Source organism: Limnothrix sp. FACHB-406 (assembly GCF_014698235.1).
Taxonomy (GTDB): Bacteria; Cyanobacteriota; Cyanobacteriia; order CACIAM-69d; family CACIAM-69d; genus CACIAM-69d.
Genome location: NZ_JACJSP010000002.1, coordinates 278006 through 305003 on the forward strand (window position 1 = coordinate 278006; position 26998 = coordinate 305003).

The 26998-nt window shown below is 55.4% G+C and carries 25 protein-coding genes, 1 pseudogene and 1 riboswitch; of the genes and pseudogenes, 19 read left to right on the plus strand and 7 right to left on the minus strand.

Annotated features, from left to right (window positions below; genetic code table 11):
- Window positions 1-68 precede the first annotated feature (68 nt).
- A complete protein-coding gene (locus H6G53_RS03060; RefSeq protein ID WP_190530883.1) occupies window positions 69-557 on the minus strand; it encodes a hypothetical protein in 489 nt (162 codons plus the stop codon).
- Between the two features lie 300 nt (window positions 558-857).
- Between H6G53_RS03060 and argB the strand changes: the two genes are divergently transcribed.
- From argB to cobW, 5 genes are all read left to right on the plus strand, one after another.
- Window positions 858-1757, plus strand: a complete 900-nt coding sequence (gene argB, locus H6G53_RS03065; protein WP_099532406.1) for an acetylglutamate kinase — start codon at window positions 858-860, stop codon at window positions 1755-1757.
- Between the two features lie 150 nt (window positions 1758-1907).
- A complete protein-coding gene (locus tag H6G53_RS03070) occupies window positions 1908-3005 on the plus strand; it encodes a Gfo/Idh/MocA family protein (RefSeq protein WP_190530884.1) in 1098 nt (365 codons plus the stop codon).
- 165 nt (window positions 3006-3170) lie between these two features.
- Window positions 3171-3312: riboswitch (cobalamin riboswitch) on the plus strand.
- A 22-nt stretch (window positions 3313-3334) separates the two neighbouring features.
- Complete coding sequence (locus H6G53_RS03075; protein ID WP_347343080.1) at window positions 3335-3895, plus strand: DUF1636 domain-containing protein; 561 nt, start codon at window positions 3335-3337, stop codon at window positions 3893-3895.
- 80 nt (window positions 3896-3975) lie between these two features.
- Window positions 3976-4617 carry a HupE/UreJ family protein gene (locus H6G53_RS03080; protein WP_099532402.1) on the plus strand — a complete coding sequence of 214 codons (642 nt, stop codon included), beginning with the start codon at window positions 3976-3978 and terminating at the stop codon, window positions 4615-4617.
- A 47-nt stretch (window positions 4618-4664) separates the two neighbouring features.
- The gene (gene cobW, locus H6G53_RS03085) at window positions 4665-5741 is read left to right on the plus strand and encodes a cobalamin biosynthesis protein CobW (RefSeq protein WP_190530885.1); all 1077 of its coding nucleotides are present in this window, start codon (window positions 4665-4667) and stop codon (window positions 5739-5741) included.
- 19 nt (window positions 5742-5760) lie between these two features.
- Here the strand turns inward: cobW and H6G53_RS03090 are convergent, their stop codons facing one another.
- From H6G53_RS03090 to H6G53_RS03100, 3 genes are all read right to left on the minus strand, one after another.
- Window positions 5761-6306, minus strand: a complete 546-nt coding sequence (locus H6G53_RS03090; RefSeq protein ID WP_190356245.1) for a DUF456 domain-containing protein — start codon at window positions 6304-6306, stop codon at window positions 5761-5763.
- A gap of 72 nt (window positions 6307-6378) precedes the next feature.
- Window positions 6379-7341, minus strand: coding sequence for an ABC transporter permease (locus tag H6G53_RS03095; protein ID WP_190530886.1), 963 nt, complete (start codon window positions 7339-7341; stop codon window positions 6379-6381).
- A 226-nt stretch (window positions 7342-7567) separates the two neighbouring features.
- Window positions 7568-8572 carry a saccharopine dehydrogenase-like oxidoreductase gene (locus tag H6G53_RS03100; RefSeq protein ID WP_190356249.1) on the minus strand — a complete coding sequence of 335 codons (1005 nt, stop codon included), beginning with the start codon at window positions 8570-8572 and terminating at the stop codon, window positions 7568-7570.
- Between the two features lie 682 nt (window positions 8573-9254).
- Between H6G53_RS03100 and H6G53_RS03105 the strand changes: the two genes are divergently transcribed.
- From H6G53_RS03105 to H6G53_RS03135, 8 genes and pseudogenes are all read left to right on the plus strand, one after another.
- Entirely contained in the window at window positions 9255-9467 is a 213-nt protein-coding gene (locus tag H6G53_RS03105) for a DUF2997 domain-containing protein (RefSeq protein WP_190530887.1), read from the plus strand.
- A 127-nt stretch (window positions 9468-9594) separates the two neighbouring features.
- Window positions 9595-9981, plus strand: coding sequence for a DUF1257 domain-containing protein (locus tag H6G53_RS03110; RefSeq protein WP_099532397.1), 387 nt, complete (start codon window positions 9595-9597; stop codon window positions 9979-9981).
- Between the two features lie 253 nt (window positions 9982-10234).
- A complete protein-coding gene (locus H6G53_RS03115) occupies window positions 10235-10705 on the plus strand; it encodes a 4Fe-4S domain-containing protein (protein WP_370567200.1) in 471 nt (156 codons plus the stop codon).
- Between the two features lie 133 nt (window positions 10706-10838).
- Window positions 10839-11429 (plus strand): GNAT family N-acetyltransferase, encoded by a 591-nt coding sequence (locus tag H6G53_RS03120; protein WP_190530888.1) that lies wholly within the window; start codon window positions 10839-10841, stop codon window positions 11427-11429.
- 601 nt (window positions 11430-12030) lie between these two features.
- Window positions 12031-13041: an ABC transporter substrate-binding protein gene (locus H6G53_RS03125; RefSeq protein WP_255512331.1), complete on the plus strand. Its 1011-nt coding sequence runs from the start codon at window positions 12031-12033 to the stop codon at window positions 13039-13041.
- The gene (locus H6G53_RS03130; RefSeq protein WP_190530890.1) at window positions 13029-15473 is read left to right on the plus strand and encodes an ATP-binding protein; all 2445 of its coding nucleotides are present in this window, start codon (window positions 13029-13031) and stop codon (window positions 15471-15473) included. Before H6G53_RS03125 ends, H6G53_RS03130 begins: the two co-directional genes overlap by 13 nt.
- Before the next feature lie 5 nt (window positions 15474-15478).
- Window positions 15479-15844 (plus strand): annotated as a pseudogene (locus H6G53_RS19130) (response regulator); the annotation flags it as partial.
- A 69-nt stretch (window positions 15845-15913) separates the two neighbouring features.
- The gene (locus tag H6G53_RS03135; protein ID WP_370567777.1) at window positions 15914-16837 is read left to right on the plus strand and encodes a sensor histidine kinase; all 924 of its coding nucleotides are present in this window, start codon (window positions 15914-15916) and stop codon (window positions 16835-16837) included.
- Between the two features lie 82 nt (window positions 16838-16919).
- Here the strand turns inward: H6G53_RS03135 and tsaD are convergent, their stop codons facing one another.
- The gene (gene tsaD / locus H6G53_RS03140; protein WP_190530892.1) at window positions 16920-18011 is read right to left on the minus strand and encodes a tRNA (adenosine(37)-N6)-threonylcarbamoyltransferase complex transferase subunit TsaD; all 1092 of its coding nucleotides are present in this window, start codon (window positions 18009-18011) and stop codon (window positions 16920-16922) included.
- 224 nt (window positions 18012-18235) lie between these two features.
- Between tsaD and H6G53_RS03145 the strand changes: the two genes are divergently transcribed.
- From H6G53_RS03145 to H6G53_RS03155, 4 genes are all read left to right on the plus strand, one after another.
- Window positions 18236-18718, plus strand: a complete 483-nt coding sequence (locus tag H6G53_RS03145; protein ID WP_099532392.1) for a Photosystem I reaction center subunit III — start codon at window positions 18236-18238, stop codon at window positions 18716-18718.
- A gap of 104 nt (window positions 18719-18822) precedes the next feature.
- Window positions 18823-18951 carry a hypothetical protein gene (locus H6G53_RS18890; protein ID WP_255508539.1) on the plus strand — a complete coding sequence of 43 codons (129 nt, stop codon included), beginning with the start codon at window positions 18823-18825 and terminating at the stop codon, window positions 18949-18951.
- A 23-nt stretch (window positions 18952-18974) separates the two neighbouring features.
- Window positions 18975-19100, plus strand: a complete 126-nt coding sequence (psaJ, locus tag H6G53_RS03150) for a photosystem I reaction center subunit IX (protein WP_099532391.1) — start codon at window positions 18975-18977, stop codon at window positions 19098-19100.
- Between the two features lie 136 nt (window positions 19101-19236).
- The gene (locus tag H6G53_RS03155; protein WP_099532390.1) at window positions 19237-19719 is read left to right on the plus strand and encodes a photosystem I reaction center subunit XI; all 483 of its coding nucleotides are present in this window, start codon (window positions 19237-19239) and stop codon (window positions 19717-19719) included.
- 170 nt (window positions 19720-19889) lie between these two features.
- Here the strand turns inward: H6G53_RS03155 and H6G53_RS03160 are convergent, their stop codons facing one another.
- On the minus strand, window positions 19890-21521 hold the full coding sequence (locus H6G53_RS03160; protein ID WP_190530893.1) for an FAD-dependent oxidoreductase: 1632 nt from the start codon (window positions 21519-21521) through the stop codon (window positions 19890-19892).
- Window positions 21522-21739: 218 nt separating this feature from the next.
- Complete coding sequence (locus tag H6G53_RS03165; protein WP_190530894.1) at window positions 21740-22621, minus strand: NAD(P)-dependent oxidoreductase; 882 nt, start codon at window positions 22619-22621, stop codon at window positions 21740-21742.
- Window positions 22622-23121: 500 nt separating this feature from the next.
- On the opposite strand from H6G53_RS03165, the gene H6G53_RS03170 reads away from it, so the two are divergent.
- Together H6G53_RS03170 and H6G53_RS03175 are read left to right on the plus strand one after the other, a co-directional pair.
- Window positions 23122-26187, plus strand: coding sequence for a type ISP restriction/modification enzyme (locus H6G53_RS03170; protein ID WP_242030685.1), 3066 nt, complete (start codon window positions 23122-23124; stop codon window positions 26185-26187).
- A 76-nt stretch (window positions 26188-26263) separates the two neighbouring features.
- Window positions 26264-26998: a Uma2 family endonuclease gene (locus H6G53_RS03175; protein WP_190530895.1), complete on the plus strand. Its 735-nt coding sequence runs from the start codon at window positions 26264-26266 to the stop codon at window positions 26996-26998.

Consider the following 26998-nt stretch of genomic DNA (forward strand, 5'->3'; position numbering starts at 1 on the left):
CTGTGAAGTAACTGTGATTTGTACTCAACACATCACGGGGCTACCCTCGCTTTTTAATCCCAGCCTGTTTAATTCGTCGCTTTTTCGCTCACGCCCTGGCCCAGCTCAGGAGCCACGGGATACCAACGCCAACGCTGAAGCCGAAACCGCACTGTGGTGAACCGGGCCCGTTCCGCCACCGGGCGATCGAGCAATTGCTCCACGGGCAATACTGTGCCATCGGTCTGCACAGCCAAATTGTCCGCCTCTAACTCCAGCATCCAATTGCCGAACCGACAGGTGACCGGTGTGATCCGAAAGCCACTCAAGGACTCGATCGGGTGGCCAATGCGCGCCCCCACACAAAACACCTCCTCCGGGGCCCGGCTCACGACCCGCAGCGCGATCGCCACTTCCTCGCGTAATTTCTCAGACTGCTCAATTAACGATTGCCACTCAGCCAGGCTGGAGGAGCCACCCGCCAAAGCAGGCTGGACTTCCCAGCCAACGGTGGCCACTCGCACAACTCCCACCAGAATGGTGATCAGCCCCAAAGTCCAATGTATGTATTTACCCATTGATCGGGAAGCAACCGCCGAGCGCCCAGACGATTACGTAGCCTCTGTTACGGTTTTAGCCCGATCGATTCAATCTCAGCCCAGTTCTCAAGAAAACCACACAGCAATTTCAGTGCGTCTGGTCACCACGATCCGATCGCCTGCCTCGTATCATGCAACCGAAGCGGGCCCCTCATCGGATTGACCCACGGGCAGCGGCCAAAGGGTGAATGAAAAACAACATGGGCAACCCTCGCCCGGCCGCCACCAACCGGTCACTCCTAACCTCCCCCAACAAACCCTCAGAGCCACTGACTGACCATGGATCACGAAAGCGAATACATCAGTAAAGCCGAAGCCACCCGGGTGCGCGTTCTCAGCGAAGCCCTGCCCTACATTCAGCAGTTTGCCGGGCGCACGGTGGTGGTGAAATATGGCGGCGCAGCCATGAAAGACGATCGCCTCAAGGACAAGGTGATTCGTGATGTTGTGTTCATGTCCTGTGTGGGATTACGTCCAGTGGTGGTGCATGGGGGCGGGCCCGAAATTAACAATTGGCTGGGCAAACTCAACATCGAGCCACAATTCCGCGACGGGCTGCGGGTGACCGACTCCGACACCATGGATGTGGTGGAAATGGTGTTGGTGGGCCGTGTGAATAAGGAACTGGTCTCGCTGATTAACCAGGCCGGTGGCATGGCGATCGGGCTTTGTGGCAAAGACGGCAACTTGGTCACCGCTCGCCAAAAGGGCAACCGCCAGGAAATTGGCTTTGTGGGCGAAGTCAACAGCATCAACATCGATGTGTTGGAACCGATGTTGAACAATGGCTATATTCCCGTGATTTCCAGCGTGGCGGCCGATGCGGACGGCCAAGCCTACAACATCAATGCGGACACGGTGGCCGGGGAGTTGGCGGCAGCCCTGGGAGCCGAGAAGATGATTCTGCTGACGGATACGGCCGGGGTGCTGCGGGACTATAAAGATCCTTCGACCCTGATCCCCAAGGTGGATATTCAAGGGGCCCGGGAGCTAATTTCCCAAGGCATCGTCGGCGGCGGCATGATTCCCAAGGTGAACTGTTGTGTCCGATCGCTGGCTCAGGGGGTGCGGGCGGCTCACATTATTGATGGCCGCATTCCCCACGCCCTTTTGCTGGAAATTTTTACGGACGCGGGGATCGGAACCATGATTGTGGCCTCCGATCTGATGAAGTCTTGAACGCCTTAGGGGGCGGTTGCGGTTCTTCATAACCCTGATCCCGCGGCCATGAGATCGTGGGGGACAAGGGGCTGCGGCCCCTTGTCTAGTATGGGTATTGCGGAAGTTCCCTGAAGCAACCTGAACCGTTCTGAACTGTTTCGAGCAATCATGACCTATTCCACAAACACCCTGGGCGTGGCGATCGCCGGTACGGGGTTTGGCCAAAAAGTCCATCTGCCGGTGTTGCAGCAGCACCATCGCACTCGCCCGATCGCCCTGTACCATCGCCAAATTGAAACGGCTCAGGCGATCGCCCAACGGCATCAGCTCTCCTATGCCTTCGATAGCTTTGAGGAAATGGTGGCCCTGCCGGAGGTGCAGGCGGTGATGATTTCTACGCCGCCCTTTTTGCACTACACCATGGCCCAAACGGCCCTGGCGGCCGGGAAGCATGTGCTGCTGGAAAAGCCGGTGACCATGACGGTGCAAGAGGCGATCGCCCTGGAGCGTTTGGCTGCAAAAACGGGGGCGATCGTGGCGGTGGATTTTGAGTTTCGGATGGTTCCGGCTTGGCAATATTTGGCGGAACTGCTGGCGGACGATCGCGTGGGCCAAAAGCGACTGATCAAAATCGATTGGATGGCTTCCAGCCGGGCCGATGCCAGCCGGACTTGGAATTGGTATGCCCAGCGATCGAGCGGTGGCGGGGCCCTCGGGGCGATCGGGTCACATACCTTTGACTACATTCATTGGCTGTTTGGGCCCGTGCGGCGGTTGTTTGCCCATTTGGTCACCTCCGTGCCCGCCCGACCCGACCCCAGCAGCGGCCAACTGAAACCGGTGGATTCCGATGATATTTGCCAAATCTTGCTGGAGCTGACCGATGGCACGCCGGTTCAGGTCTGTTTAAGCTCCACAACCTACCAAGGGCGCGGCCATTGGGTGGAAGTCTATGGCGATCGGGGCACGCTGATTTTGGGCAGCGACAACCAAGCGGACTATATCCACGGGTTCAAGCTCTGGTATGCACCCGCAGGCGAGCCGTTGCAAGAATTGCCCGTGCCCGATCGCCTGGCGTTTCCCCAAACCTATTCCGATGGGCGGATGGCGGCCGTGTTGCGGGTGGTCGATCGCTGGGTGCAGGCGATCGATCAAGGCCAGGCGATCGCCCCATCCCTCCACGAGGGGATTGTGTCTCAGCAGCTAATGGACTTGGCCCACGAGTCCCACGATCGGGGGCAATGGGTGACGGTTCCCGATGCTTAATGGCCCCAAGCCCGCCAAAGTTGCCCCTTGCGAACCGGGGTGGTGATCGACCCCTGTTGAAATATCTTCGATCTGAACTATGCTCTTGGGATGAATCGGCCCAGCTCGATCGACGGCAGCCACAGCCAAACCATTTGGCATTCCGTAGCCAGCCGCTGGGCAACCAGCTCGTGATTCAACTGCGGTTCTGGTGGAGACCAGCCACCAGAGGTAACGGGGAAAGTCCGGTGCAAGTCCGGCGCTGTCCCGCAACTGTGATGGGCGATCGCCCTGAGTCAGGATGCCCGCCGCGCGATGTTTACCCCTTCCACTTCTGCGAGGTTCGGACTGTGGAGTCCTCACAACTTTTGTCACCGACGGGCGAAACGCTCGCGGCCCATTCCGCATCCCCATCCGTCGTTTTCAGCCAAGCTGGCTCCGGGAAAACCAGCCCAGCACCAACAAATGGGGTCACCTCGGCCGCCTTGACCCAATCAGCCGACCAACCCGCCACCGTTCCCATGGCCCTGTTGGTTTGCACTACCTGTGCCAGCACTTGGCAAAACGGCAAGCGCGTGGGCATCAGTGGCGGTGAGCAACTGCTCGATCGCCTGCAAAGCCGTTTCGCGGATGAGGCGCATGGGGCGATCGCCCTGACTCCCACCCAATGCATGAGCGCCTGTAGCCATGCCTGTGTGGTGGCCTTTGCGGCCCCCGGTAAACACAGCTATCTGTTTGGGGATTTGCCCCACGATCCGGCCCACCTGGATCAGACCGTGGAGGCGATCGCTGCCTGTGCCGATCTCTATGTCAATCGCCCCGATGGTCTTTTGGCCTGGGGTGAGCGGCCGGAACCCCTGAAAAGCGGCGTTTTGGCCCGCATTCCCCCCACCACGGTTCCGATTGCCTAGGGGCCGTTGCCCATTCCTCAGAATTCTGCATCCATCCCATATTCATCCCATCCGCCCACTAGGGCTTGGAGAAATTACCCATGCGACAAACCAAAACATTGGCATCGGTTCAAGGTTGTTTTGCTGGCGCTGTGACCGGTTTGGCCCTGCTGTTGGCTGCTCTGCCCGCATCGGCACACCACATGATGGGCGGTCAAGTGCCCAGCAACGGCTTTGAAGGATTCATGTCCGGTTTGGCTCACCCGGTGATCGGCTTGGATCACTTGGCCTTTGTGGCGGCTTCCGGCTTGGTGGCGATCGGGGCGGCCCGAGGGTGGATTGTGCCTGTGGTCTTTGCGGCGGCGGCCCTCGGCGGCACGGGGCTGCACCTGCAAAGTTGGGATTTACCCTTCCCGGAGCTGATGGTTTCCGGTTCGGTGGTGCTGTTTGGGTTGTTGCTGGCCATGGGTCGCCAACTGCCGACGGTGGCCTTGGGGGCGATCGCCCTGGTGGCTGGCTTGTTTCATGGTTATGCCTACGGTGAATCGATCGTGGGGGCAGGCATGGTTCCCCTCACGGCCTATCTGGTTGGGTTCACGGCCATTCAGCTCACGATCGCCCTCGGGGTGCGGGGGTTGGTGCAACAGTTGGCGGAAGGCTCGATCGCCCAAACCCTGCGCTACATCGGCTTTGCCATTGTGGGTGCGGGCGCGGCATTCTTAGCCTCGGCCTTGGGCGCATAGGGCCGTTCAGGACTGGAGTTCAAGGACTGAATTCAACACCAATAACCATGCACAAAATTCCCGTTACCGTTGTCACCGGCTTTTTGGGCGCGGGCAAAACTACGCTGCTGCGCCATTTGTTGCAAAATCCCCAAGGCCGCCGGATTGCCGTGCTGGTGAATGAGTTTGGCGAAGTGGGGATTGATGGGGACTTGCTGCGATCGTGCCAAGTCTGTGACGAAGAGGAGGCGACTGGCCCCAATAACGGCCCCAGCAACGTGATTGAGCTGACCAATGGTTGTCTCTGCTGCACGGTGCAAGAGGAATTTTTGCCGACGATGCAGCAACTGCTCGATCGCCGCCAGGATATTGACTGCATCGTGATCGAAACCTCCGGTCTGGCGCTGCCCAAGCCGTTGGTGCAGGCCTTTCGCTGGCCGGAAATCCGCACGGGGGCGACGGTCGATGGCGTGATTGCCACGGTGGACTGCGAAGCCCTGGCGGCTGGTCGTGTGGTGGGCGATGTGGCCGCGCTGTTGGAGCAACGGGCCGCCGATGACAGCCTGGAGCACGAAACCCCGATCGAGGAGTTGTTTGAAGACCAGCTTGCCTGTGCTGATTTGGTGTTGTTGACCAAGTGCGATCAAGTGGCCCCGGAGGATGTGGCCCGGGTGGAAGCCTGGCTGAAGCAGGAGTTGCGACCCGGTGTGAAAATTGTCCGTTGCCAGCGGGGGGCGATCGCGCCGGAACTGCTGTTGGGCTTCAATGCGGCCGTGGAAGACAACCTAGCCGATCGGCCCAGCCACCACGATCATCACCACCATGACCACGATCATGACGAGGATCATGACCACGATCACAATCATGACGACGACATCAGCGCGATTGCCCTCACCCTCGGAACCGTGGAGCCTCGCGCCCTGGTGCAACGCCTAGAGCGGCTGGTTCAGGAGTGGGAAATCTACCGCATCAAGGGATTTGCCGATGTGGCTGGCAAGCCAATGCGCCTGGTGGTGCAAGGGGTGGGGCCGCGGTTCGAGACCTTCTTCGATCGCCCCTGGCGGCCCGATGAAGCGCGATCGACCCAATTGGTGATCATTGGTCGCGATTTGGATCGATCGGCGATCGCGGCGGCCATTGGATAAGGCCAGGCTCGGGGAAAAGTTACATCGCCTGATTCCAGGTCGTGCCCACAAACACGATCGCGGCCATCAGGGCCAACAGTCCTTGAATCACGTTGCCAATGATGGATCCCAACAGGATGCCCAAAGCCGCCTTTAGGGAAACTTTGAAGCGGGGCACGAGTGGTATGGTGCGCCGGTAGAGCATTTCCCCCACCACGGCCCCCAACACCGGCCCCAACAAAATGCCTGCCAAAGGCCCTCCGATCGGGAGGGCCGGCAACAGGCCAAAGAACCCCAACAGCAACCCCACGATCGAGCCAATTTGCCCCCACTGGCTGGCTCCGGCCTTTTGTGCGCCAATGATGCCCGCCAGGTTGTCGATTAACAGGCTCAAGACCAACACGGCGATCGACACCCACAGGGCCGTGGTCACCAGGGCCCAGCCCTTGACGGCTCCCCAAATCACCACGGCCAACACCACCAAACTGGGCCCCGGAATGGCGGGGATGAAGGATCCCAAAACGCCCACCAAGGCCATGGCGATTAAGCCCAAATACAAAATTGTCTGACCTGTCTGCCCGTCCATGTTGAGTTGCGAATTGAGCTGCGAGTTGGTTGGTGAATTTGGGCGAGTTAATCGGGTTGGGATGACAACGGGCTAGCGATCGAGCCGCACCCTCGGATCCAAAACTCCGTAGAGGCCATCCGCAATTAGATTGAACAGCACAATCAAAATCGCATAGATAAACGCGATCGCCATCACCACGGGCGTATCGTTGCGCTGGATGGAGTCCACCAGCAAAGAGCCAATGCCCGGCACACGGAACACCTGCTCCGTCACGATCGCCCCCGTGAACACCGCTGGCACATCGAGCGCCACCAACGTCACCACGGGAATCAAGGCATTGCGCAAAATATGCCGCCCCACCACGATCCATTCCGGTAGTCCCTTCGCCCGAGCCGTGCGCACATAGCCCTGATAGACCTGTTCCAGCACCGAAGCACGGGTGAACCGCATCAGTCCGGCCGTTTGAAACAGGGCCAACACCCCGATCGGCATAATGGACTGCTTGATCTGCTCTCCCAGGCTAGCGAAATCCACCACTTGCAGGTTGCTGTCATAGATAAAGGGCAGCCAGCGCAGTTGCACACTGAACAGCAAAATCACCAGCAAGCCCGTGAAAAAGGGCGGCAGAGAAAAGCCAATGAAGGAAATGAGCGTGGCTGTGCGATCAACCCAGCCATGGCGCTTGAGGGCAGCAATTAGCCCCAACGGCAGGGCAATGAGGGCGCTGAATCCATAGGCCACCCCCACCACGGCCAGGGTGGTGGGTAACCGTTGGCTAATCAATTCCAAAACGGGCACTCGACTCACGAAGGAGTAGCCTAAGTCGCCCCGTAGCAGGGACAGCAGCCACTTGACATAGCGGATGTGAACGGGTTGATCCAACCCCAGGGAGGCGCGAATTTGCGATCGCACCTCGGGGGAGAGGGCCCCGTTGGCGGCAAATTCACCCAAGGGGTCGCCGGGGGCCAGGGCCAGGATGCCAAAAATAATCAAACTGATGGCGAGCAGCGTTGGAATTGCCACCCCAATTCGTCCGAGGAAGTAGCGCCCCATGGGTTTAGTCGCGATTGACCCGGCTGATGGATCGAGTGATTGAATCGAATGCCTGAATTGAATGACTGAATTGAACGATTGATCAGGGCATTGACCAACGTTCAAAGTTCAGAATTCAAAGTTCAGAATTCAGACCGATGATAGGCCTTTAGGGCCGATCGCCCCGTAGCCAGCGAGACCCGCCGTGCAGATCGCTTCGGGCGGGTGTCGCTTGGCCAGATCGGCCTTAACGGACAAATTGGGGCATGATTTCAGCGGCGGTGAACAGGCCAAACTGCCCGCGCCGTTGCAGGGAAACGCCGGCCTTCAGATAACCAAAGGCGGGGCCACAAACGTTGGCGGCCATGCTGGTTTCGTCGCCGAGGGTGAAGGTGTGGGTGGAGATTTTGCCCTCGAAGGTGCGGCCCGTCACTTGCACATTGGTGCTGAGGGGTTTCTTGGCGTTGCGCGTATCCACCACACCACCGACGGTGACCCGATCGCGGCTGCAAATGCCCGCCAGTTCCAGCATCAGATCATCGGCATGTTCCATGTTTTCCAAGGATAGGATGCCGTTGGTGGTGTCGAGCAGGGCTTCGACTTCCGCATCGGTCATCAGGCGGGCCCGCTCGGTGTCATAACCGGGCATGTGGGCGATGTCTTCGCGGATGGTGGCGCGGTAGGCTTCCCAGTTGGCGATGCCGACTCCGAAGGTGATTTTGACGCTGTGAACTTCGGCGTAGCTTTGGGCGGCGATCGTGGCGGCGGCGGTCAACAGGCCGGGGGTGGCTCCGCAACCGGTCAGGTAGGTGATGCCAGCGTTGGCGAGTCGATCGCCCAGGGCCAGGATCTGTTCCATGGCGCTGGTGCGTTTGAGGGCATCCACCAACACGCCGCGCCAACCGGAGGCGATGATTTGTTCGACAACCTCGGCCATGAAGGTGTTGGGCAGGTTGGGCAGGGCCAGGAAGAAGCCATCAACGTTACCCTTGGCGGCTTCGATCGCCTCGATGATGCTGGTGGGGCTGAGGGAGCCGCCGGGCAGATGGCCCACGGAACCCCGATCGCGGTAGGTGGCGATCGCCCGATCGGGATCTAGCCCTTCGGGGCTGTAGGCAAAGCCATCGCGATCGACCGCTGCCACCAACAGCATTTCGCGCTTGGGAGCCAGCACCCGCGCCGCCGCTTGGCCCAAACCGCCAAAGCCCATCACCCCAACCCGAATTGCGCCGGTCTTGTCCGAATTCACCATTTGCGCCGATGCCAAGTCCACAACCGAATGACTCATAACGGAATCCCCAAACTGAACGGGTCAATCAACTTCCAACAACTTCCCACAATACAGATTCCAACCAATTCCCAGTGCGGGAAAACGCTGGAAAAAGATAACCCCCAATCATTGCAGTGATCGGTAAATCTCAGCAATCGCGATCGCCGGGCCACCTGCTTGGACTCGGCGGGTTTCGATCGAGATTGCCTGGGCGGTGGGTTGCCCAAACCGGTAGCTGACAATACTTTCGAGCGATAAATGGTGGGCGCTCAATGGCCAATCGATTGCCCCAAACCCTTGCCAATGCGTCCCTTGACTGCGATCGGAAGTTACGCCACACTATCAAAAAGGCAAAGTCAGCGCTCCTATTCAATTTAAACAATTGTCAAGAAGCGTCTCGAAATGGATCGTTTTTTGGACGATCCGAATCGATCGACTCTCGATCGATATTTCAGACCCTCGGTAACTCGGTGAAATCCCGATTCTAAAAAGACCATGGTTTGCTCGGTTGGCGCTTTTCGCGGCCCGGAACTCCTCCGTTGGGTTCCCCGTTGCGAAGCGATCGCCCGAGTCAGTGCTCAAACACCGGTACGAGTTATCCCGCTTGGGAACTTGTGCAAAGGCCTTGAGACCGCCTGTTGGCCGCCTAGTCTGGAAACCCTGCATGGAAACCCTGGAATTCATCATTTACCCCGATGGTCGGGTACAGGAGAAAGTCACCGGTATCATCGGGGCCTCCTGTGCCGAAGTGACCGCCGCCATCGAAGCACAACTGGGGCGGGTCATCAGCCGCGAGGTAACTTCCGAAAACTTTGCTCGGGCCCAAGCGGATCGCGAGGCCTCGATCAAAGCCCAAACAACCTTCAGCGAGTGGTAGCACTCTGGGATTTCTAAGGCGCAGCTTTCGAGCCATTCGGGAGCGGCGCTTTAAAAATTTCAGCCGCGCTTGCTCCGGGGGGTCTGCATCGTTCAACCCGTTCAGATCGCTGTTAACGAAAACCACCATGTCGCACTTTAGCCAAATCAAAACGCAACTTCGCAACCTGACTTCCCTGAAAGCCGCCCTGACGGATCTGGGCATGGATTGGAAAGAAGGCCCCGCCACCGTGCGTGGTTACCAGGGGCAAACGGAAACCGCCGACGTGGCGATCGAACAGCCCAACGGCTATGACATCGGCTTTGCCTGGAACGGTCAGGAATATGCCCTGGTGACCGATATGCAATTTTGGCAACTGAACGGCTCGGTCGATCGGTTCCTGAAGCAAGTGACCCAGCGCTATGCCTTCCACACCGTGATCAACAGCGGTGCTGAACAGGGCTTCCAAGTGGCCGAGCAGGTCAAGAATGAGGACGGATCGATCCGTCTGGTGTTGCAACGCTGGAATGGTTAAGGTTCGTTAAGGGAGAGGCTTTGATCCTTTCTGCGCAACGACTCAACCGGCCGTGTCGTCTCCATTGTCTAGCGCTGGCTTTGCCCAAAGCAGTGGCGATCTCGCCAGGTTTTCTCGCTTGCGATCGGGGCAGGTTCTCAGAGTCCAAACTCGGAACTTGCCCCGATTTGTTTTTTCCGATTGTCGGCTTGCTATGCCACTAGAGGCAGGAAAAATCATGGATCAGGAACCACAAGCACCAATGGAATCCGCAATGGGATCCGCAATGGGATCCACCGACCTGGGGGTCAACAATGACGCAGGCCCCGGGTTTGCGCCAGAGCTGGGCGGTGCATTGCGTGGCCTGGGCGATCGCACCGGATTGGAGCCGGAGCTAGGCGGCCTGGTGCGCCAAAAGGGCGTGTATGTGGACGAAATTACCTGCATTGGCTGCAAAAACTGCGCCCACGTAGCCCGCAACACCTTTTACATTGAGCTGGAATATGGCCGGGCCCGAGCCATTCGCCAAGACGGTGACCCTGAGGAATTGATCCAAGAGGCGATCGACACCTGCCCGGTGAACTGCATCCATTGGGTTCCCTTTGCGGAGCTGAAGCGACTCGAAGAAGAACGGCGCTATCAAGAAATTCCCACGGCGGGCTTCCCGATCGATAAATCCGTGATTGCGGCTAATTTGCGTCGTCGCAAGGAAGCGGCCAGAAAACGGCGATCGGAACAGGGTTAAACAACGATTGCAACTCACCATTACAACCAACGATTACAACCCACCATCACAAGCCTGAGTCCACGATTTAATGGTCGATCGCCCCTGACCCACGGGCTGACCCCGTTTCCCGAAGCTCTTGTTTCCCAAAGCTATGGTTCCTGAACCGCGAGTGAATGAACCCAGGGCCGATCGATCGCAGGTGGATCCTCCCAGGGCGAATGACGATCGCCCTGAGTCGATCGTCATTCGCCCTGGCTTGCCCAGCGACGCAGCGGCAATTGCCCGACTTTTTCACGATACTGTGCGAGAAATTAACAGCCGCGACTACAGCCTCTCGCAGGTGAAAGCTTGGGCCCCGGATGATTTGTCGTTTCGTAACTGGGCTGAACGCAGCCAAACCCGCTGGACAATCGTGGCTGAAGATCGGTCAGTACCCGATCGCTACCTGATCGCGGGTTTCTGTGAATTGGAACCCGATGGGCATATTGATTGCTTCTACTGCCACAAAAACTATCAACGCTGTGGTTTGGGTCGGCAGCTTTACCAGACCCTAGAAACCGAAGCACTCGATCGTTCCCTTCAACAATTGCAAGTTGAATCCAGCATCACAGCGCGCCCTTTTTTTGAAGCGATGGGCTTTCTTATGCTCTCTCCCCAGACCGTAAGTGTTCGAGGCGAAAGTTTTGTGAATTACAAGATGGTTAAAGCGCTCAGCCCAACTCCCAAAGGCAGCATAACCTAAGATTTAAACAAGCGAAATCTGCATCTCTGCCATGCGATCTTTTGATGAAAATTCGAGAATTAATCACTAATGACTTTGTGATTGAAAAATGAAAAAATTAGTTGATTTAATTGAAATTAATCAACTAATTTTTGATCTGAGAATCATAGAGCAAATACTGATTGTTGATTCCTGAATTGGGAACTTAATTATAAATTTTGTCAACTGCTGGGATCGGATTCTAGCAATGGAGAAACGGGCGTGCTACCTTGAAAGTCCGGAAAAACTCGTAAATTAGTTCGAGCATTTCGAAGCATTACCCCTGCCCATTACCTGTCTCTGTCACGATCTTGCCCCCTTGATCCCGATACGTTGGTATCAATTTAAACCAGAAAATCTGTATTGATCAATCCTGGTTGTTCCGGCATTGCTTGTAAAGCGGCCTGTGAAAGCTAAATCCTGAGACTATGAATCAGAGAAAAAATAAAATAATCCTAAAAAAGTTGAATTGCCATCTGTTGTTGTGGTTCGGTCTGAATGACCGATCGGCCCTCGGCTCAGAGTGAGCCTGCCACTCACTGCTCCTATCCTCTTCATTGCTAAAACTGATGGCTCCAAAATGATGGTTCCCCAAAAATTTCGACCCAAACGGTTCCCACAATTTCTGTTGGTTTGTGCATTCGTTCTGAGCCTGGTGATTCATGGCTGCTTGGCCGGTGGAAATCGCGAGCTGCCAACCTTGCGAGTAGGGATGAATAATTGGCCCGGCTACATGATTGCCCTCTACGCCAAAGAAGCGGGCCTCTTCCAAAAGCGCGGTCTCCAGGTGGAGTTAGTGCGCTTCACCAATCAGCAAGATAATATTCGGGCTACCATTCGCGGCTCGTTGGATGCCAGTTTTGTGCCCCTGTGGGAGGCAATGCAGGTAGACCCGGGGAACGATCGCCCGGCTTATGTGATGGTGGCGGACATTTCCCATGGTTCCGATGGGATTGTGGCGCGATCGTCCGTGCCCTCGGTGAAAGATTTGCGGGGCAAAACCGTGGCCGCCAAGTTGGGAACCGTCAGCCATCTGATCTTGCTAGAGGCTTTGCAGTCTCAGCAACTGAAGCCAACGGACGTGAAAATTAAAGACGTTTCCAACGATATTGCCGTGCAGTTGTTGTCCAAAGGCGAAGTGGATGCGGCGGTGGTTTGGGAACCATTGCTGAGTGAAACGGCGGCCAAAATTAAAGGCAAAGTGATTTTTACCACCAAAGATGTGGATAGTTTGGTGATTGATGGATTGGCCACGCGGGCTAGCTTTGCGGCGAATCATCAAGCGGAATTAACCCAACTCATGTTGGCTTGGTTGGATGCGATTCATGCGGTGGATACCCAGCCCGATCGCGTGTTTGCCAGCATTGCGCGTCAGTTGGGCCAAACGCCAGAATCCGTTGCTAAGGACTACTCCGGCCTGTTGAAGGGTGGAGTTGAATTGAATCGCCGGATGTTTGAGGGTCGTCTTGAAGCCGCTAAAAATGAAATTGTGCAGTTGCTGAAGTTAGACCCGCGCCATCGCCAGGTTATTCGTGAAGATATTGAGTTTGATCGTGGGCCGATGATGACTGCAATTGAACAATGGAAACCCTAATTTCAAGCCAAAACCCAGACCAAAAGTCCGGGACAATCATCATTACCCCATCGCCCAAATCTCCCAAAGCGGTTGCCCCTGCCCGCAGCCTGGCTCGGCAGCTCCTCAGCAAGCTAGGAATTTCCCTGATGGCGATCGGGGTGTCCATTTTGGGCGTGAACTATCACCTGATTTCGGCCCAATTGCAAAACCAGATGGGCAAGCGGGCCTTTGCCATTACCCAAGGTTTGCAGTTTGCGACGGAAGGACTGCTGGAAATTAGCCAAGAGAGCATTTTGCGGCGAGTGGTGCAAAATTATGCCACCCTGCCAACGGTGTTGGAAATTGCCATTTTGCGACCCGATGGCACGGTTTTAACCCATAGTTCCGGCTTCCTAGAAAACCAATCCTATGCTGCAAAATATCCTGGACTGGCGGAACCGATTCAAGGGGCAGCCGCTTCGGGGGTCGAAGCCAGTTACCCCATGCAATTGCAGGGGCGATCGGTGTTGGTGAGCCTGATGCCCTTTAGCAGCACGCTTTTTCAGGTGCAAGGGAAACGAGGGTTGGCCGTGGTAATGCTGGATCAAGAGCAAACGGCCTTGGAAATTCGCCAGAGTTTTTTGACTTCCATGGTGACTTGGGGGGCTGGCATCATTGGCATTTTGGGTTTGGGAACTCTGCTGTTGCAGCGCCTGGTGTTGCGGCCTTTGAATCAGCTTCAGCAGGCGATCGGGGTTAGCCAAGCAGGCATGACTTTCACCTTGCCTCCGCAAATGCCTGACCATGAAATCGGCTTTTTGGCAAAAACATTTGAGCAGATTTTTACCCAAAATATTGCCTTGCTAAATCAAGCCCAACAGCAAACGGTGGCCCTGGCCAAAGCCAAAGAGGCGGCGGATGTGGCTAACACGGCCAAGAGTGAATTTTTGGCCAATATGAGCCATGAATTGCGAACACCGCTGAATGGCATTTTAGGCTATGCCCAAATCCTCCTGCGATCGCGCACCATGACCGAAAAGGAGAAGCATGGGTTAACGGTGATTTACCAATGTGGCTCCCATCTGTTGAATTTGATTAATGACATTTTAGATCTGTCTAAAATCGAAGCGCGAAAGCTAGAAATTTTGCCCGCTCCGGTGAATTTTCCAGCATTTTTGCAAAGTGTGATCGAAATTTGCAAAATCCGTGCCGAACAGAAAGAACTGAATTTTATCTATGAAGCCGATCGCCCTTTGCCGGAGGGGTTGTTGTTGGATGAAAAACGCCTGCGTCAGGTGCTAATTAATTTGTTGGGCAATGCCATTAAGTTCACCGATGTGGGATCGGTGACGTTGCAGGTGCAATGGGTTGATCGCCCCGTGGAAACCGCCGCAAAATCCCACCAACCAGCACAACCTTGCTTGCGGTTCGTGGTGAAAGACACGGGCATTGGCATGAGTGTCGATCAGTTGGGGCGTTTGTTCACGGCCTTTGAGCAGGTGGGCGATCGCCGCAGAAATGCCGAAGGAACTGGTTTGGGTTTGGCCATCAGCCAGCAAATGGTGCAGTTGATGGGCGGAACCATTCAAGTACAAAGTACCTTGGGCGTGGGGAGTGTTTTTTCGTTCCAGTTGTCATTCCCAGAAACTGATCGCTGGCAAGTGCCGTTGCTGGAGTCCCACAGTCAATTGGTGGTGGGCTATGAGGGGGCGAAGCGCAATTTGCTGATTGTGGACGATCGCCCCGAGAATCGATCGGTGCTGGTGGCATTTCTAGAGCCGCTGGGATTTGGTTTGGTCGAAGCGGAAAATGGGCAAGTGGCCTTGAACTATTTGCGATCGCAGATTCCCAATCAACTCCCAGATTTGGTGATTACGGATTTAGCCATGCCTGTGATGGATGGCTTTGAAATGCTGGAAAAAGTCCGCAATGATCCGCTGCTCTGTCACTTAAAAATCTTGGTTTCTTCTGCTTCTGTGACGCAACTTGATCGCCAAACTAGCATCGAAGCGGGTGGTGATGATTTTCTGGCCAAGCCAGTGTCAATGGCAAGTTTGCTGGACAGTTTGCAGCGCTATTTGGGCGTGGTTTGGCGCTATGAATCGGAGGATGTTGCTGCGGGTTCTCAATCCACAGCAGCCCATTTAACAGATGAATTCACTGAACAAAAAGCCATTCATTTACCCGATCGGGCAACCCTGGAAAATCTGCTAGATCTGGCCCAGCGGGGACGCTTAAAACAACTCTTGGCAGTCATTGACCCCCTGCAAACCCAAGATCCGCAACTGCAATCCTTCTGGAAGGAATTGCGATCTTTGGCGAAAACCTTCCAAGCGGAACGGATTGAAACCCTGCTGCAAACGGCCCTGGCCAGTCAAGATCAATCGCTGCCCAGCGAAGATCACACTGAGCCGGCCATTGTTGGGTCAGCCATTACCAGTCAGCCATCAACCTTTGGAGAGTTCTCATGACCAATATGCTATCGGGTTTGATTTTGATTGTGGATGATACGCCCACGAATTTGGATGTGGTTTGTGAAGCGTTGAGCGATGCGGGACTTGAGGTGGCCATTGCCACCAGTGGTGAACGGGCGCTGCAGCAGGTGCAGCGAGAACTGCCGGATTTGATTCTCTTGGATGTGATGATGCCGGGAATTGACGGGTTTGAAACTTGCCAGCGCTTGAAGGCCGACCCCTTGACTCGATCGGTGCCAATTATTTTTATGACCGCGCTGTCGGATACGGATAGCAAAATTAGGGCCTTAGACTTAGGAGCCGCTGATTACATCACGAAGCCCTTCCAAGAACAAGAAGTGCTCGCAAGGGTCAAAACCCATTTGCAAATTCGATCGCTGACCAAAGAATTAGAACAGGATTTGGATCAAAAAAATGCGGCTCTGCAAGCTTCCCAATTGCACCTAATTCAAAGTGAAAAAATGTCTGCCCTGGGAAACCTGGTGGCAGGGATTGCCCATGAAATTAATAACCCGATCGGGTTCTTACGGGGCAGCATTGAGCACATTCAAGACTATTTGGAAGATTTGATGGAGCATTTGGACTGTTATCAACAGACCTACTCGGAAGCGAGTGCCCAAATTTTGGATCATGCGGAAGATATTGAGCTGGACTTAATTCGCGAAGACTTGCCCAAAATTCTCGATTCCATGAAGGCCGCTAGCCATCGCATCGCAGAAATTAGCACCAGTTTGCGAACTTTTTCGCGATCGGATAGTGATAATGAAGATGCTCAGGTGTTGGCAGATATCCATGAGGGCTTGGATAGTACCTTGTTGATTTTGAAATATCGCCTGAAAGCGAGCGATCGCCGCCCAGAAATTTTGGTTCAAAAACTGTATGGGAACTTGCCGGAAGTGCCTTGCTTTCCGGGACAGCTCAACCAGGTTTTTATGAATTTGTTGGCTAACGCGATCGATGCCTTCGATGAAGCCACCCATCAACAATCCTTTATGGAATTGGCAACTCGGCAGCCAACCATCACGATCGAAACCCTCCTAGCACCCGATCAACAATCGGTGGAAATTTGGATTCGTGATAATGCCTTTGGAATGAGTGAAGCGGTGCAGCAGCGCATTTTTGATTGGGCTTTCACGACCAAAGGCGTGGGGCGTGGCACGGGGTTGGGTTTGGCGATCGCCCGCCAAATTGTGGTCGATCGACATCAGGGCGAGCTGACAGTGAACTCAACCTTGGGAGAAGGCAGCAGTTTCTGCTTGCGGTTACCGCTGCCCTCAATGTTTTCTGATCTGACTTGGGACAGTGGCGCGATGATGGGAGGGGTATCGCCCAGTTCCCTGGTGGAGTCCCATTGTTTTTGAGGGCCACCGCTCTTGCTCAATTAACCGGAAATCGTCCCTGTGGATCTGGCTCCGATCATTCAACGGGAATTGCCCAACCTTCCTAGGTCTTCAGGGATTCCAGCACCCAGGGAGATTGTTTCGGGGGTTCCATCTTCGGATAGAGCGTTAGCACCTGTTCCAAACCCAGGCGCGATTGGGCGGCGGTGCTGAGGGGCGATTGTCGCTCCCGATCGAAATGTTCACCGGCCGCACAGGCAATCATGGCCGCATTGTCGGTGCAGAACTTCATGGGCGGGAACAAAACCCGTAGCCCTAAGGGTTCCGCCGCCGCCGCCAGGGTTGCCCGCAAGCCACGATTGGCCGCCACCCCACCCCCGATCGCGATCGTCGAAAGGCCCAGATCCTGTGCCGCCGCGATCGTCCGCTTGGTGAGGGCATTCACCACCGCCGCTTGGAAGCTGGCGGCCAAATCCGCCAAAGGCAGCTCAGGGGATTCCGCTTGCAGTTTTTGCACCAATCGCAACATGGCCGTTTTCAGGCCGCTGAAGCTGCAATCGTAGGGATGAAAGCCCCCTTCCGGCAACGAAACGCGCCCTTCCGGCAACTTGAAAGCCTTGGGATTGCCCTCGGCCGCCAGGCGATCGATCACGGGCCCGCCCGGATAGCCCAAGCCCATCAACCGCGCCACCTTGTCAAAGGCCTCCCCCGCCGCGTCATCCCGGGTTTGACCCACCGTTTCATAAACACCCGAGTCGCGCACCGCAATCAAGCTGGTGTGGCCCCCAGAAACCAACAAACACAGGAACGGCGGCTGCAACGTTGGCTCCATTAAATAGGAGGCGCAGATATGGCCTTCCAGGTGATGCACCGCCAAAAAGGGTTTTTGGTGCAGCATGGCCAGGGTTTTGCCCGCCGTCAGCCCCACCAATAGGGCCCCAACCAAACCGGGCGCACTGGTGGCGGCCACCGCGTCGATCGCCCCCCAATCGAGACCCGATTCCTGGAGCGCTTGGGCGATCGTCCAATTAATCGTTTCCACGTGGCCCCGGGAAGCCACCTCCGGCACAATGCCGCCGTAGGGCTGGTGGAGGGCAATTTGCGACGAGACCACATTGGCCAGCACTTGACGATTCTTTACGATCGCCACCGCCGTCTCATCACAACTTGTTTCAATTGCTAAAGCAGTCGCCATCGTTGGGAATTTGGCTGATATGGTGAGGGGCAGTATTGGCCATTTGTTGAAGTCTAACTGGTTTCGGCCGAAGACTTCAAACGCGCCCTCTGCCTAGCCTTGCGCGGTCTGGTGTTCCTCCTTAAAGGGATCCAAACCCACGGGGCGATTGGGCAAAGTTCTCGCGACAAATTGCCGTGATTTGTAACAGAAACGTATTGTTTCATAAAGAAAGGAAACAATCTATGCGTCAGTTGTTTGCAATTGCGCTAGCGGTTTGCCTCTGGTTTGGGTTTGCTGCCCCGGCTAAGGCAGATTACTACGCTAACCTGACCCCCTGCGGCCAGAACGCTGCCTTCGTCCAACGCGCCAAAGCAGCCACCACGCCCCAGGCGAAAGCTCGTTTTGAAAAGTATTCCACGCTGCTGTGCGGTGAAGAGGGTCTGCCTCACTTGATCACCGATGGCAACCTGTCTCACCTGGCAGAATTCACGATCCCGAGCTTGGCTTTCCTGTACATCGCTGGCTGGATTGGCTGGGCTGGTCGTTCGTACCTGCAAGCCGTCAAGAAGGGTGACAGCCCCGAAGAAAGCGAAATCATCATCAACGTGCCTTTGGCTGTGAAGTGCTCCTTGGGTGGTGCGGCTTGGCCCGCAGCGGCCTTGGCTGAATTCAGCAGCGGTAAGTTGTTGGCCAAAGACAGCGAAATTACGGTTTCGCCTCGCTAAACCCGGTTGGTTTACCGGGGTGCGGTAAGGGCACAGGTTTATGGTGACAAATCGGATGACGACCTCGATCGGTCAGCCTCCGTTGCTGGCAAACAACTGATTCTGTGAGCGATCGCCTGGGGCTGGGAGGCACAACCAACCGACCCGGTGATCGCTTCCCTGTTATCAGCGATCGCCCCGTTTCCGTTCCCGCCTGGGCCATGGCCGATCGACCCCCACTCCCCTGTTTTTAGAGATCTGGATTCGGAGACCATCCATGAAAGACTTGCAGCGCTATTTGTCCTCGGCTCCCGTGTTGGCAGCCGCTTGGGTTACCTTCACCGCTGGCCTGTTGATTGAATTCAACCGGTTCCATCCGGATTACTTGGTGCCGCCCTTCTAAATAAAGGGCGATCGCAGTTTGGGCGTTGGGTTGGGTCTGCCAAAGGGCAGCCAGAACACCGGCCCACGATCCAAACAACCAGTTTTGAAAACGCTTTGTCCCGCTGATTGCACGCTTAACCTCTAGAGGGAAAACTATGGCTTTGGACGTGGTTTCTCATAACGGCGATCCCCAGGTCGGCGATCTGGTGACTCCGATCTCCGGTTCTGGTTTTACGAAGGCTTTGATTCAAAATCTGCCGGCCTACCGCAAGGGGCTGTCGCCGATTCGTCGTGGTTTGGAAGTGGGCATGGCCCATGGTTATTTGCTGTTTGGGCCCTTTGCCTTCACGAGCCAATTCCGCAACACCAGCTACGGCACTTTGGTGGGCTTGATTGAAGCAATTATTTTGGTGACGATTCTGTCGCTGTGCCTGTCGGTCTATGGCAACGTGACGACCAAGGCTCCTTTGGCCTCCGTGGCCGTGTCCGAAGTGCCCGCTGAGTTGGGCACGAAGGAAGGCTGGAGTGAGTTCGCTGGCGGCTTCACGATCGGTGGCATCGGCGGCGCGGCCTTCGCTTACGCGGTTTATTCCGTGGTGCAGTCGGGCGTGTTCCAAACCTTTGCGAACGGTCTGTAATTGACCCGGCCCTTGGTTTTCAACCTGAACTTTTAAGCCCAAAAAGGCGGTGGTCTCAATGGCCATCGCCTTTTGGTTTTGGGCGGCTCATGAATTTTGGGCCGCTGGTTTGGGCACTGATTTCTGGGTGCTGGTTTCTTGATTTTCTGGATCTTGATTTCCTGGATCTTTTAGGAGTCGATCGCGGCGGGTAAATCCGCCAGCCAACTGGCCGCCCGTTGCCCATTGCCGGGGCCGCTGGCCAAACCCCAAGACCCGGTTCCCGTAATCACGAACCCATTGGGGCCACAGGGAGCCACCGTTGATTGGCCATCCGCATGGACTGGCCGCGCCCCCACCCAGGGTTGCAGAGCCGCCAACACCGCCCCATCCGGGGATTCGGACTCCAAATTGGGGGAGCCATGGAGCGCCCACAGCTCCGGAAAGAACTGCGCCGCCGCCCTCAGTTGCGATTGCAGGGCCCACCGTGCGCCGGGGTGTTGTAAATCGAGGGGCCGATCGACCCCGGGATAGAACTTGCAGCCGCCGATCCGAATTTCCCAATTTCCGGCGTTGGCTCCCAGGGCTTCCGGCTGGAATCGATCGAGCCGACGCGGATCCAAAACATCCAGGGGAATGAGCCGATCGCCCCAGGCCGCGGCCCAGGTGCGATCGATCCAATCAGTGGCCTCCCCGCTCATATCCAGCGCCAGGCGATCGAGCGCCCGCTGCTGATCCAACCAATCGAGAAAAGCCGCCGCCGGAATCAGGGTGGGGCTGATCACCAACGGCCCGGCGCTGCCGTCCTGTTTCCAGGCCCGGCGGGGAAAGGTCAGACCCTGGGCGATCGCCGATCGGGAAATGGAGAACGTGATCGATGTGCCCGCGATCGGGAAGAGCGGTTGGCTGACCGCGCCGCTTTGTTCCAGCAGCGGATCAAATCCTGTGGCAAAGATGAACCGATCGGTGGCGCGACCGAGGGTGATCGCCTTGCCCCCTTGGTGGGCCCGCAATTGCTGGATTTGACCGCTGGCATCCCGATCGATTCCGGCAATTTCCGTGTTCAGTTGCCACTGAATTCGCCCCATTTGGTTCAACCGATCGGTCAATTCCGCCACCAATCGGCCCGCATGGATTGCGCCCCCCGGTTGGCGGGTGATTTGGCCCGCAAAGGCCGCCGCTCCCAAAAAAGGAGCCAAACCGGGATTCAAGGCCAAGGCCTCCGCCACCGACACTAGGGCCGCCACGGAGCGATCGCCTGCGGCCCGATGCAGCCGCGCCACCTCTTGGTTGGCCTTGGTTTCAGCCTGGGGCCCCTGATAAACCCGCAGTTTCGCCCCCAATTGCAAACCGGTGCGGGCCGCCAGGTGCGGATCTTGAGCAGCCAGCTCGCGCCAAAGGTGCAAATTGCGGAACCCCAATTGCAGCATGGCCCGCTCCCGATCGGCCGCCGTGGCTTCCTGAACCCGCGCCCGCTCCAAAAATGCCCCGATCGCGGCTCGATCGGCCCCCTGAGCCACAAACCCCGGATAGGCATAGCCCCCCTGATCCACAGGCGTTTCAAAGGCCTGGGCCAATTGCGCGGCCGTGAGACCGCCGGCCACCAGCCCTTCGGTGGCCGTCAAGCTGCGCCCATTGCCTGCCGTCAGGCCCGCCCCCGGCGTGGCAGCGCGATCGACCATCACCAAGGGCAGTTCCGTTTGGCCCGTTTGGCGAATGGCCCAAGCGGTCAACAAGCCCGCCACGCCCGCACCGACGATGTAGACACGACAGGCGCGGGGCCCGGTGGTGCGATCGACAGGATTCAACAGAACAGAGGACATGGCAGCAACTTGGGGTCTAGGGGATGGGAGCAGGCGGGTCGATCGGGTGGGCGATCGGGGATAATAAATTCAGGATAACTATTCAACGATGAATCGATGAAAGCTTCAAGGGCTAAACAGCGGTCACCATGACCGTTGGCAACGGCCGCCGTAGCCCAAAGCTCATTTTAAAAACGATCGCCCCAACGATCGCCCATTCACGCCGCTGCCCAATCGGCCTAAGGTTCCGGTTCCGTTGCCGGAGCGATCACCGCAAACAGCGCCGAATAGTCCGTGTTGCCCAATCCCAGGGCGATCGCCCGTTCCACCACCGCCCGCACCGCCTGAACCGGAGCCGTCTCGATTCCTTGGGCCCCCGCCGCCTGGCTGAACAAGTCCAGATCCTTCAGCAGATGCTTCGTGGGGAAATTGGGGCGATCGAAGTCCCGATCGAGCATCCGTTGTAATTTCTTGTCAAAGGTCGGCGCGTAGAGGGCGCTGGGTCGCAAAATCTGCAAAAAGGTCTCAACGGCAATCCCTTCCCGCTGCACCAGAGCCAAACTGGCCGCAAAAGCCGTGGTGAGCGACCCAATCAACTGATTCATGGCCAGTTTCAGGGCCGCCGCTGACCCCACGGGCCCCACCAACAGCGGCTCAGGGCCAAAGGTTTGCAACCAAGCCCGATCGCGCTCAAACTGCTGCGGCGTGGCCCCCACCATCAACAGCAACTTACCCGCGCTCAGTTCGGGGATGCTGCCCAGAACGGGCGCTTCGTAATAGTCACAGCCCAAAGCGGTCAACTCCGCGCCGATCGCCCGGCTTTCCTCCGGGGCGATCGTCCCCATTTGCACCACGGTTTTGTCCGCCAACAGCGCCCCGATCGCCCTATCCAGCAGCACCGATCGAATCGCGGCCCCATCCGCCAGCCACAACACCACCCGATCGGCCGGGGCGATCGCCGCTGCCAAGTCCGTCGTGGTGTTCAGGCGATCGATCCCTTGCAACGATTCCAGAGCCTCGGGCGATCGGTTCCAAGCCAGCACCTCCTGCCCCGTTGCTGCCAGCCGCCCGGCCGCGGCCCGACCCATTAACCCCATGCCCAACACGGCTACTACAGTCATTGCGCTTACTTTTGTTCTGAGTGATTAGTTTGCGTGATCCTTAAGATCGCATCAAACTGCTGAGAAAATATGAATCCTTAAATGTCAATGATCAACTGAATCGATCATCCCGTCGGTTGGATGGAAGTAAGGCTAAATTGTGATGAAATGGTTGATTTTTCTCCCATATACCGAAAATTCTGACCACTCAACCGATCGACCCGGTTGGAGGGCGTACCGCTGTACGCCCCTACCCGATCGGGCCTTGTTGAATGGAGCGATCGATGCGGAAAAAATCGATCAATTCCCGTAGGGGCGCATCGCCATGCGCCCTCCGATACGCGAAATCTCGAATTGTCAATTCATGGCAACCGATCGACCCGGTTGGAGGGCGTACAGCGGTACGCCCCTACCCGATCGGGCCTCGTTAAATGGAGCGATCGATGCGGAAAAATCCGATCCGCAAAATCTCTACGGCTTCCTGAAATGTGATACAAAAAAATAGGATCTTTGCGGGTGGGATGTCCGCATTTTGGCTGGGAGATTGGGATATGTCGCGCCTGCTAATCAATGAGTACTACAAGCGGTTAGAGCGTTTGCGCGGGGCCAGTACTAATGAAGGTGTAACCAGCGGTGCATTTTTATTGCTTTTGTCGTCCTATTGTGATCGACGAAGCTATCAACTAGTTACTCAGCTCAGTCGCCATACTTCTAGAGGCAATCTGATCAGATTTGATGGTGTAGTACAGAACTACCTGCACTTTGATTTGGGCTATTGGGAAGCAAAAGATGAAAAGGATGATCTAGATCAGGAAATCGAAGCAAAATTCGACAAGGGTTATCCAAACGATAACATCCTGTTTGAAAATACAAGAGAAGCAATCTTATATCAAAATGGCTCTGAAGTTTCTAGGATTGACCTAGCCAAACCTGACGAACTCGATAATTGTCTCAATCAGTTTTTAGATTATGAGCGGCCGGAGGTGAAGGGATTCCGGCAGGCGATCGAGAAGTTTCGGGAGGATTTGCCGCAAATTGTGGAGGTCTTGCGGGAAACGATTGCCCAGGAAGAAACCAGCAACCAGCGTTTTTTGGAGTTGCGCGATCGGTTTTGGGAAACTTGCAAAACGTCGATCAATCCGCAAATTACGCTGTTTGATGTGCAGGAAATTTTGATTCAGCATATTTTGTCTGAGGATATTTTCCTGAATGTGTTTAATGACGCGCAATTTCACCGGGACAACAACATTGCGCGGCAAGTGCAATCGGTGGTGGATACGTTTTTTACGGGTGGGTTGCGGCGAAATGTGCTGAAGTCGATCGACCACTATTACGGGGTGATTCGGCAGCAGTCGGCGGCGATCGCGGATCATCGCGAGAAGCAAGAGTTTCTGAAGTCGGTTTACGAAAATTTCTACAAGGCTTATAACCCGAAGGCGGCCGATCGGCTGGGGATTGTCTACACGCCGTCGGAAATTGTCAAGTTCATGATCCAGGGGACAAATTACCTGCTGGAGAAACATTTCGATCGGCTGTTGTCTGATGCAGGGGTGAAGATTCTTGATCCGGCGACGGGCACGGGGACGTTTATCACGGAGTTGATTGAATATTTGCCGGTGCGATCGCTGGAGCAAAAATATCGGGAGGATTTGTTTTGCAATGAGGTGGCGATTTTGCCGTACTACATTGCGAATTTGAATATTGAATATTGCTATCAGCAGAAAACTGGAACGTATGAGGAGTTCAACAATATTTGCTTTTTGGATACGTTGGATCATGCGGGGTTGAAGGAGGAGCAAAAGGATCTGTTTTCGATTTCGGTGGAAAATACGGAACGGATTCGGCGGCAAAATGCGGAAGATTTGACGGTGATTATTGGCAATCCGCCCTATAACGCTTGGCAGGAAAATTTTAATCTCCGCAATCCAAATCGTCCTTACAAGGAAATTGATCAACGGGTTAAAGAAACCTATATCAAAAAAGGAACAGCCCAGAATCAGATCGCTGTTTACGATATGTATGTGCGGTTTTATCGTTGGGCAGCCGATCGGTTGCGTGGTCAGGGAATCATTTCGTTTATTACGAATCGATCATTCATTAACTCTCGGGCTTTTGATGGCGTTCGGAAGTGCTTTTTTGAGGAATTTGACTATATTTACTTGCTGGATTTAGGGGGTGATGTGCGCGAAAATCCGAAGCTTTCGGGTACAACGCACAATGTGTTTGGAATTCAAGCGGGCGTGGCGATCGCCTTTTGTGTGAAGTTGCCAGTTGAACCGGGCGAAAAGCGCAATTGCCGAATTTTCTACATCGATCAGCCAGAAATGGCGACGGCGAAGGAAAAGCTGCGATTTTTGGCTGAAAGCTCACTGGAATTGTTGGCAAAGTCCGAGATGGTGCGGATTAGACCCGATGCGAAACAAAACTGGATTAATCAGACGGACAACGATTTTGATCAGTTGTTGCCGCTGGTTGATAAGGAAGTGAAGGCAGGCCGGGGCGATCGATGTGTCTTTCGTCTATTTTCACGCGGCGTTGCAACAGGACGTGATGAGTGGGTTTATGATTTCTCTCTCGATTCATTGAACGAAAAAATTGAATACATTATCGACGACTATAAAAATTGCCTGCAAAGCTCTCGTCAAGAAATTTCAAGAATCAAATGGGATGAGAAGCTATCCAGAACATTCCAAAACATGATTCCTGTTCTTTTAGATAGGAAAAATTTCAAAAGAGCTTGGTATCGACCTTTTCAGACAATAAATCTCTATTTCGATGAAGTTTTAAATTCTAGAACTGGCGAATTTTCAAAGATTTTTGTTTCTGAGTCTAGCAATCTTGCAATTTCTCTGACTGCTCCTGGATCGCAAAAGTCTTTTGTGAGCCTGATAGTTGATTCGATTGCAGATTGGCATTTTGTTGGAGCAGCAGCAGGCACTCAATGCTTGCCAGTTTATACCTACGATCGCGATGGCAATCGCAGCGAAAACATCACCGACTGGGCGCTGCAACAATTCCGCGACAACTATCAGGATTCACAGATTCAACGGCTCGATATTTTTCATTACACCTACGCCGTTTTGCACCATCCCGCCTATCGGCAAAAATACGAAATCAACCTCAAACGCGACTTTCCCCGACTGCCCCTCTATGCAGACTTTTGGCAATGGGCAAATTGGGGCCGCGACCTGATGGATTGGCATATCAATTACGAAGTGATCGAACCCTATCCCCTCGATCGCACCGACCTGCCCCCCGACGAAAAAGCCAACCCACCCAAACTGAAAGCCGACAAAACCAAAGGAACCATTCAAATCGATCGGCTCACCACCCTCAGCGGCATTCCCCCGATCGCTTGGAACTACAAACTTGGCAACCGCAGCGCGATCGAATGGGTCTTAGATCAACACAAAGAAAAGACCCCCAAAGACCCAACGATTCGCGAACTGTTTAATACTTATCGCTTTGCCGACTACAAAGAACGGGCGATCGATTTGATTCAGCGCGTCTGTACCGTTAGCATCAAAACTATGGAAATCGTGCAACAAATGCCCGCTGAATCGGTGCATCAGCCGCGAGTTTTCTGAGGCTCCAGCCAAACCGCATGGGCATAATGGGAGCCATGGCCCAAACCGCAACCGCAACACCCGCGAGGCCCACCCCATGATTGCTCAACTCGATCCGCAAACTCCTCCAGCGGTGATTTATCCCGACAGCGACGGCCAACCGATGGCAGACAACACCCAACAATTCCGCTGGATTACAGTCATTCAAGGCAATCTGGATTGGATTTTTGCCCAGAATGATCAAGTGTTTGTGGCCGGCGACCTGCTTTGGTATCCCGTGGAAGGCGACAACAAAACCCGCCAAGCGCCCGATGTGATGGTGGTGTTTGGGGTGGCTAAGGGCGATCGGGGTTCCTATATGCAATGGCGCGAAGGAAACATCGCCCCCCAGGTGGTTTTTGAGATTTTGTCGCCCGGCAATCGATTAGCAGAAATGCTGAAAAAACAGACGTTTTACGATCGCCACGGAGTCGAGGAATATTACATCTATGACCCCGATCGCCATGAACTCAGCGGATTTTTGCGCGGGGCAGCACCGACACCCTGGCTGACCCCGATCGAGTCCATGGAAAATTGGGTGAGTCCGCGCTTGGGCATCCGCTTTGAATTCACCGAAACTGGCCTGAATCTGTTTCAGCCGAACGGTCAGCCCTTTTTGACCTACGCGGAATTGGGCGAGCAACTGGTGAACGAGCGATCGCGCGCCGAAGCCGCCACCCAACGGGCCGAGGAGGAGCGCCAACGGGCAGAACAGGAGCGCCAACGGGCCGATCGCCTGGCGGAACAGTTACGCGCCCTGGGCATCGATCCCGATTGGCCAGCGGACGGGTAA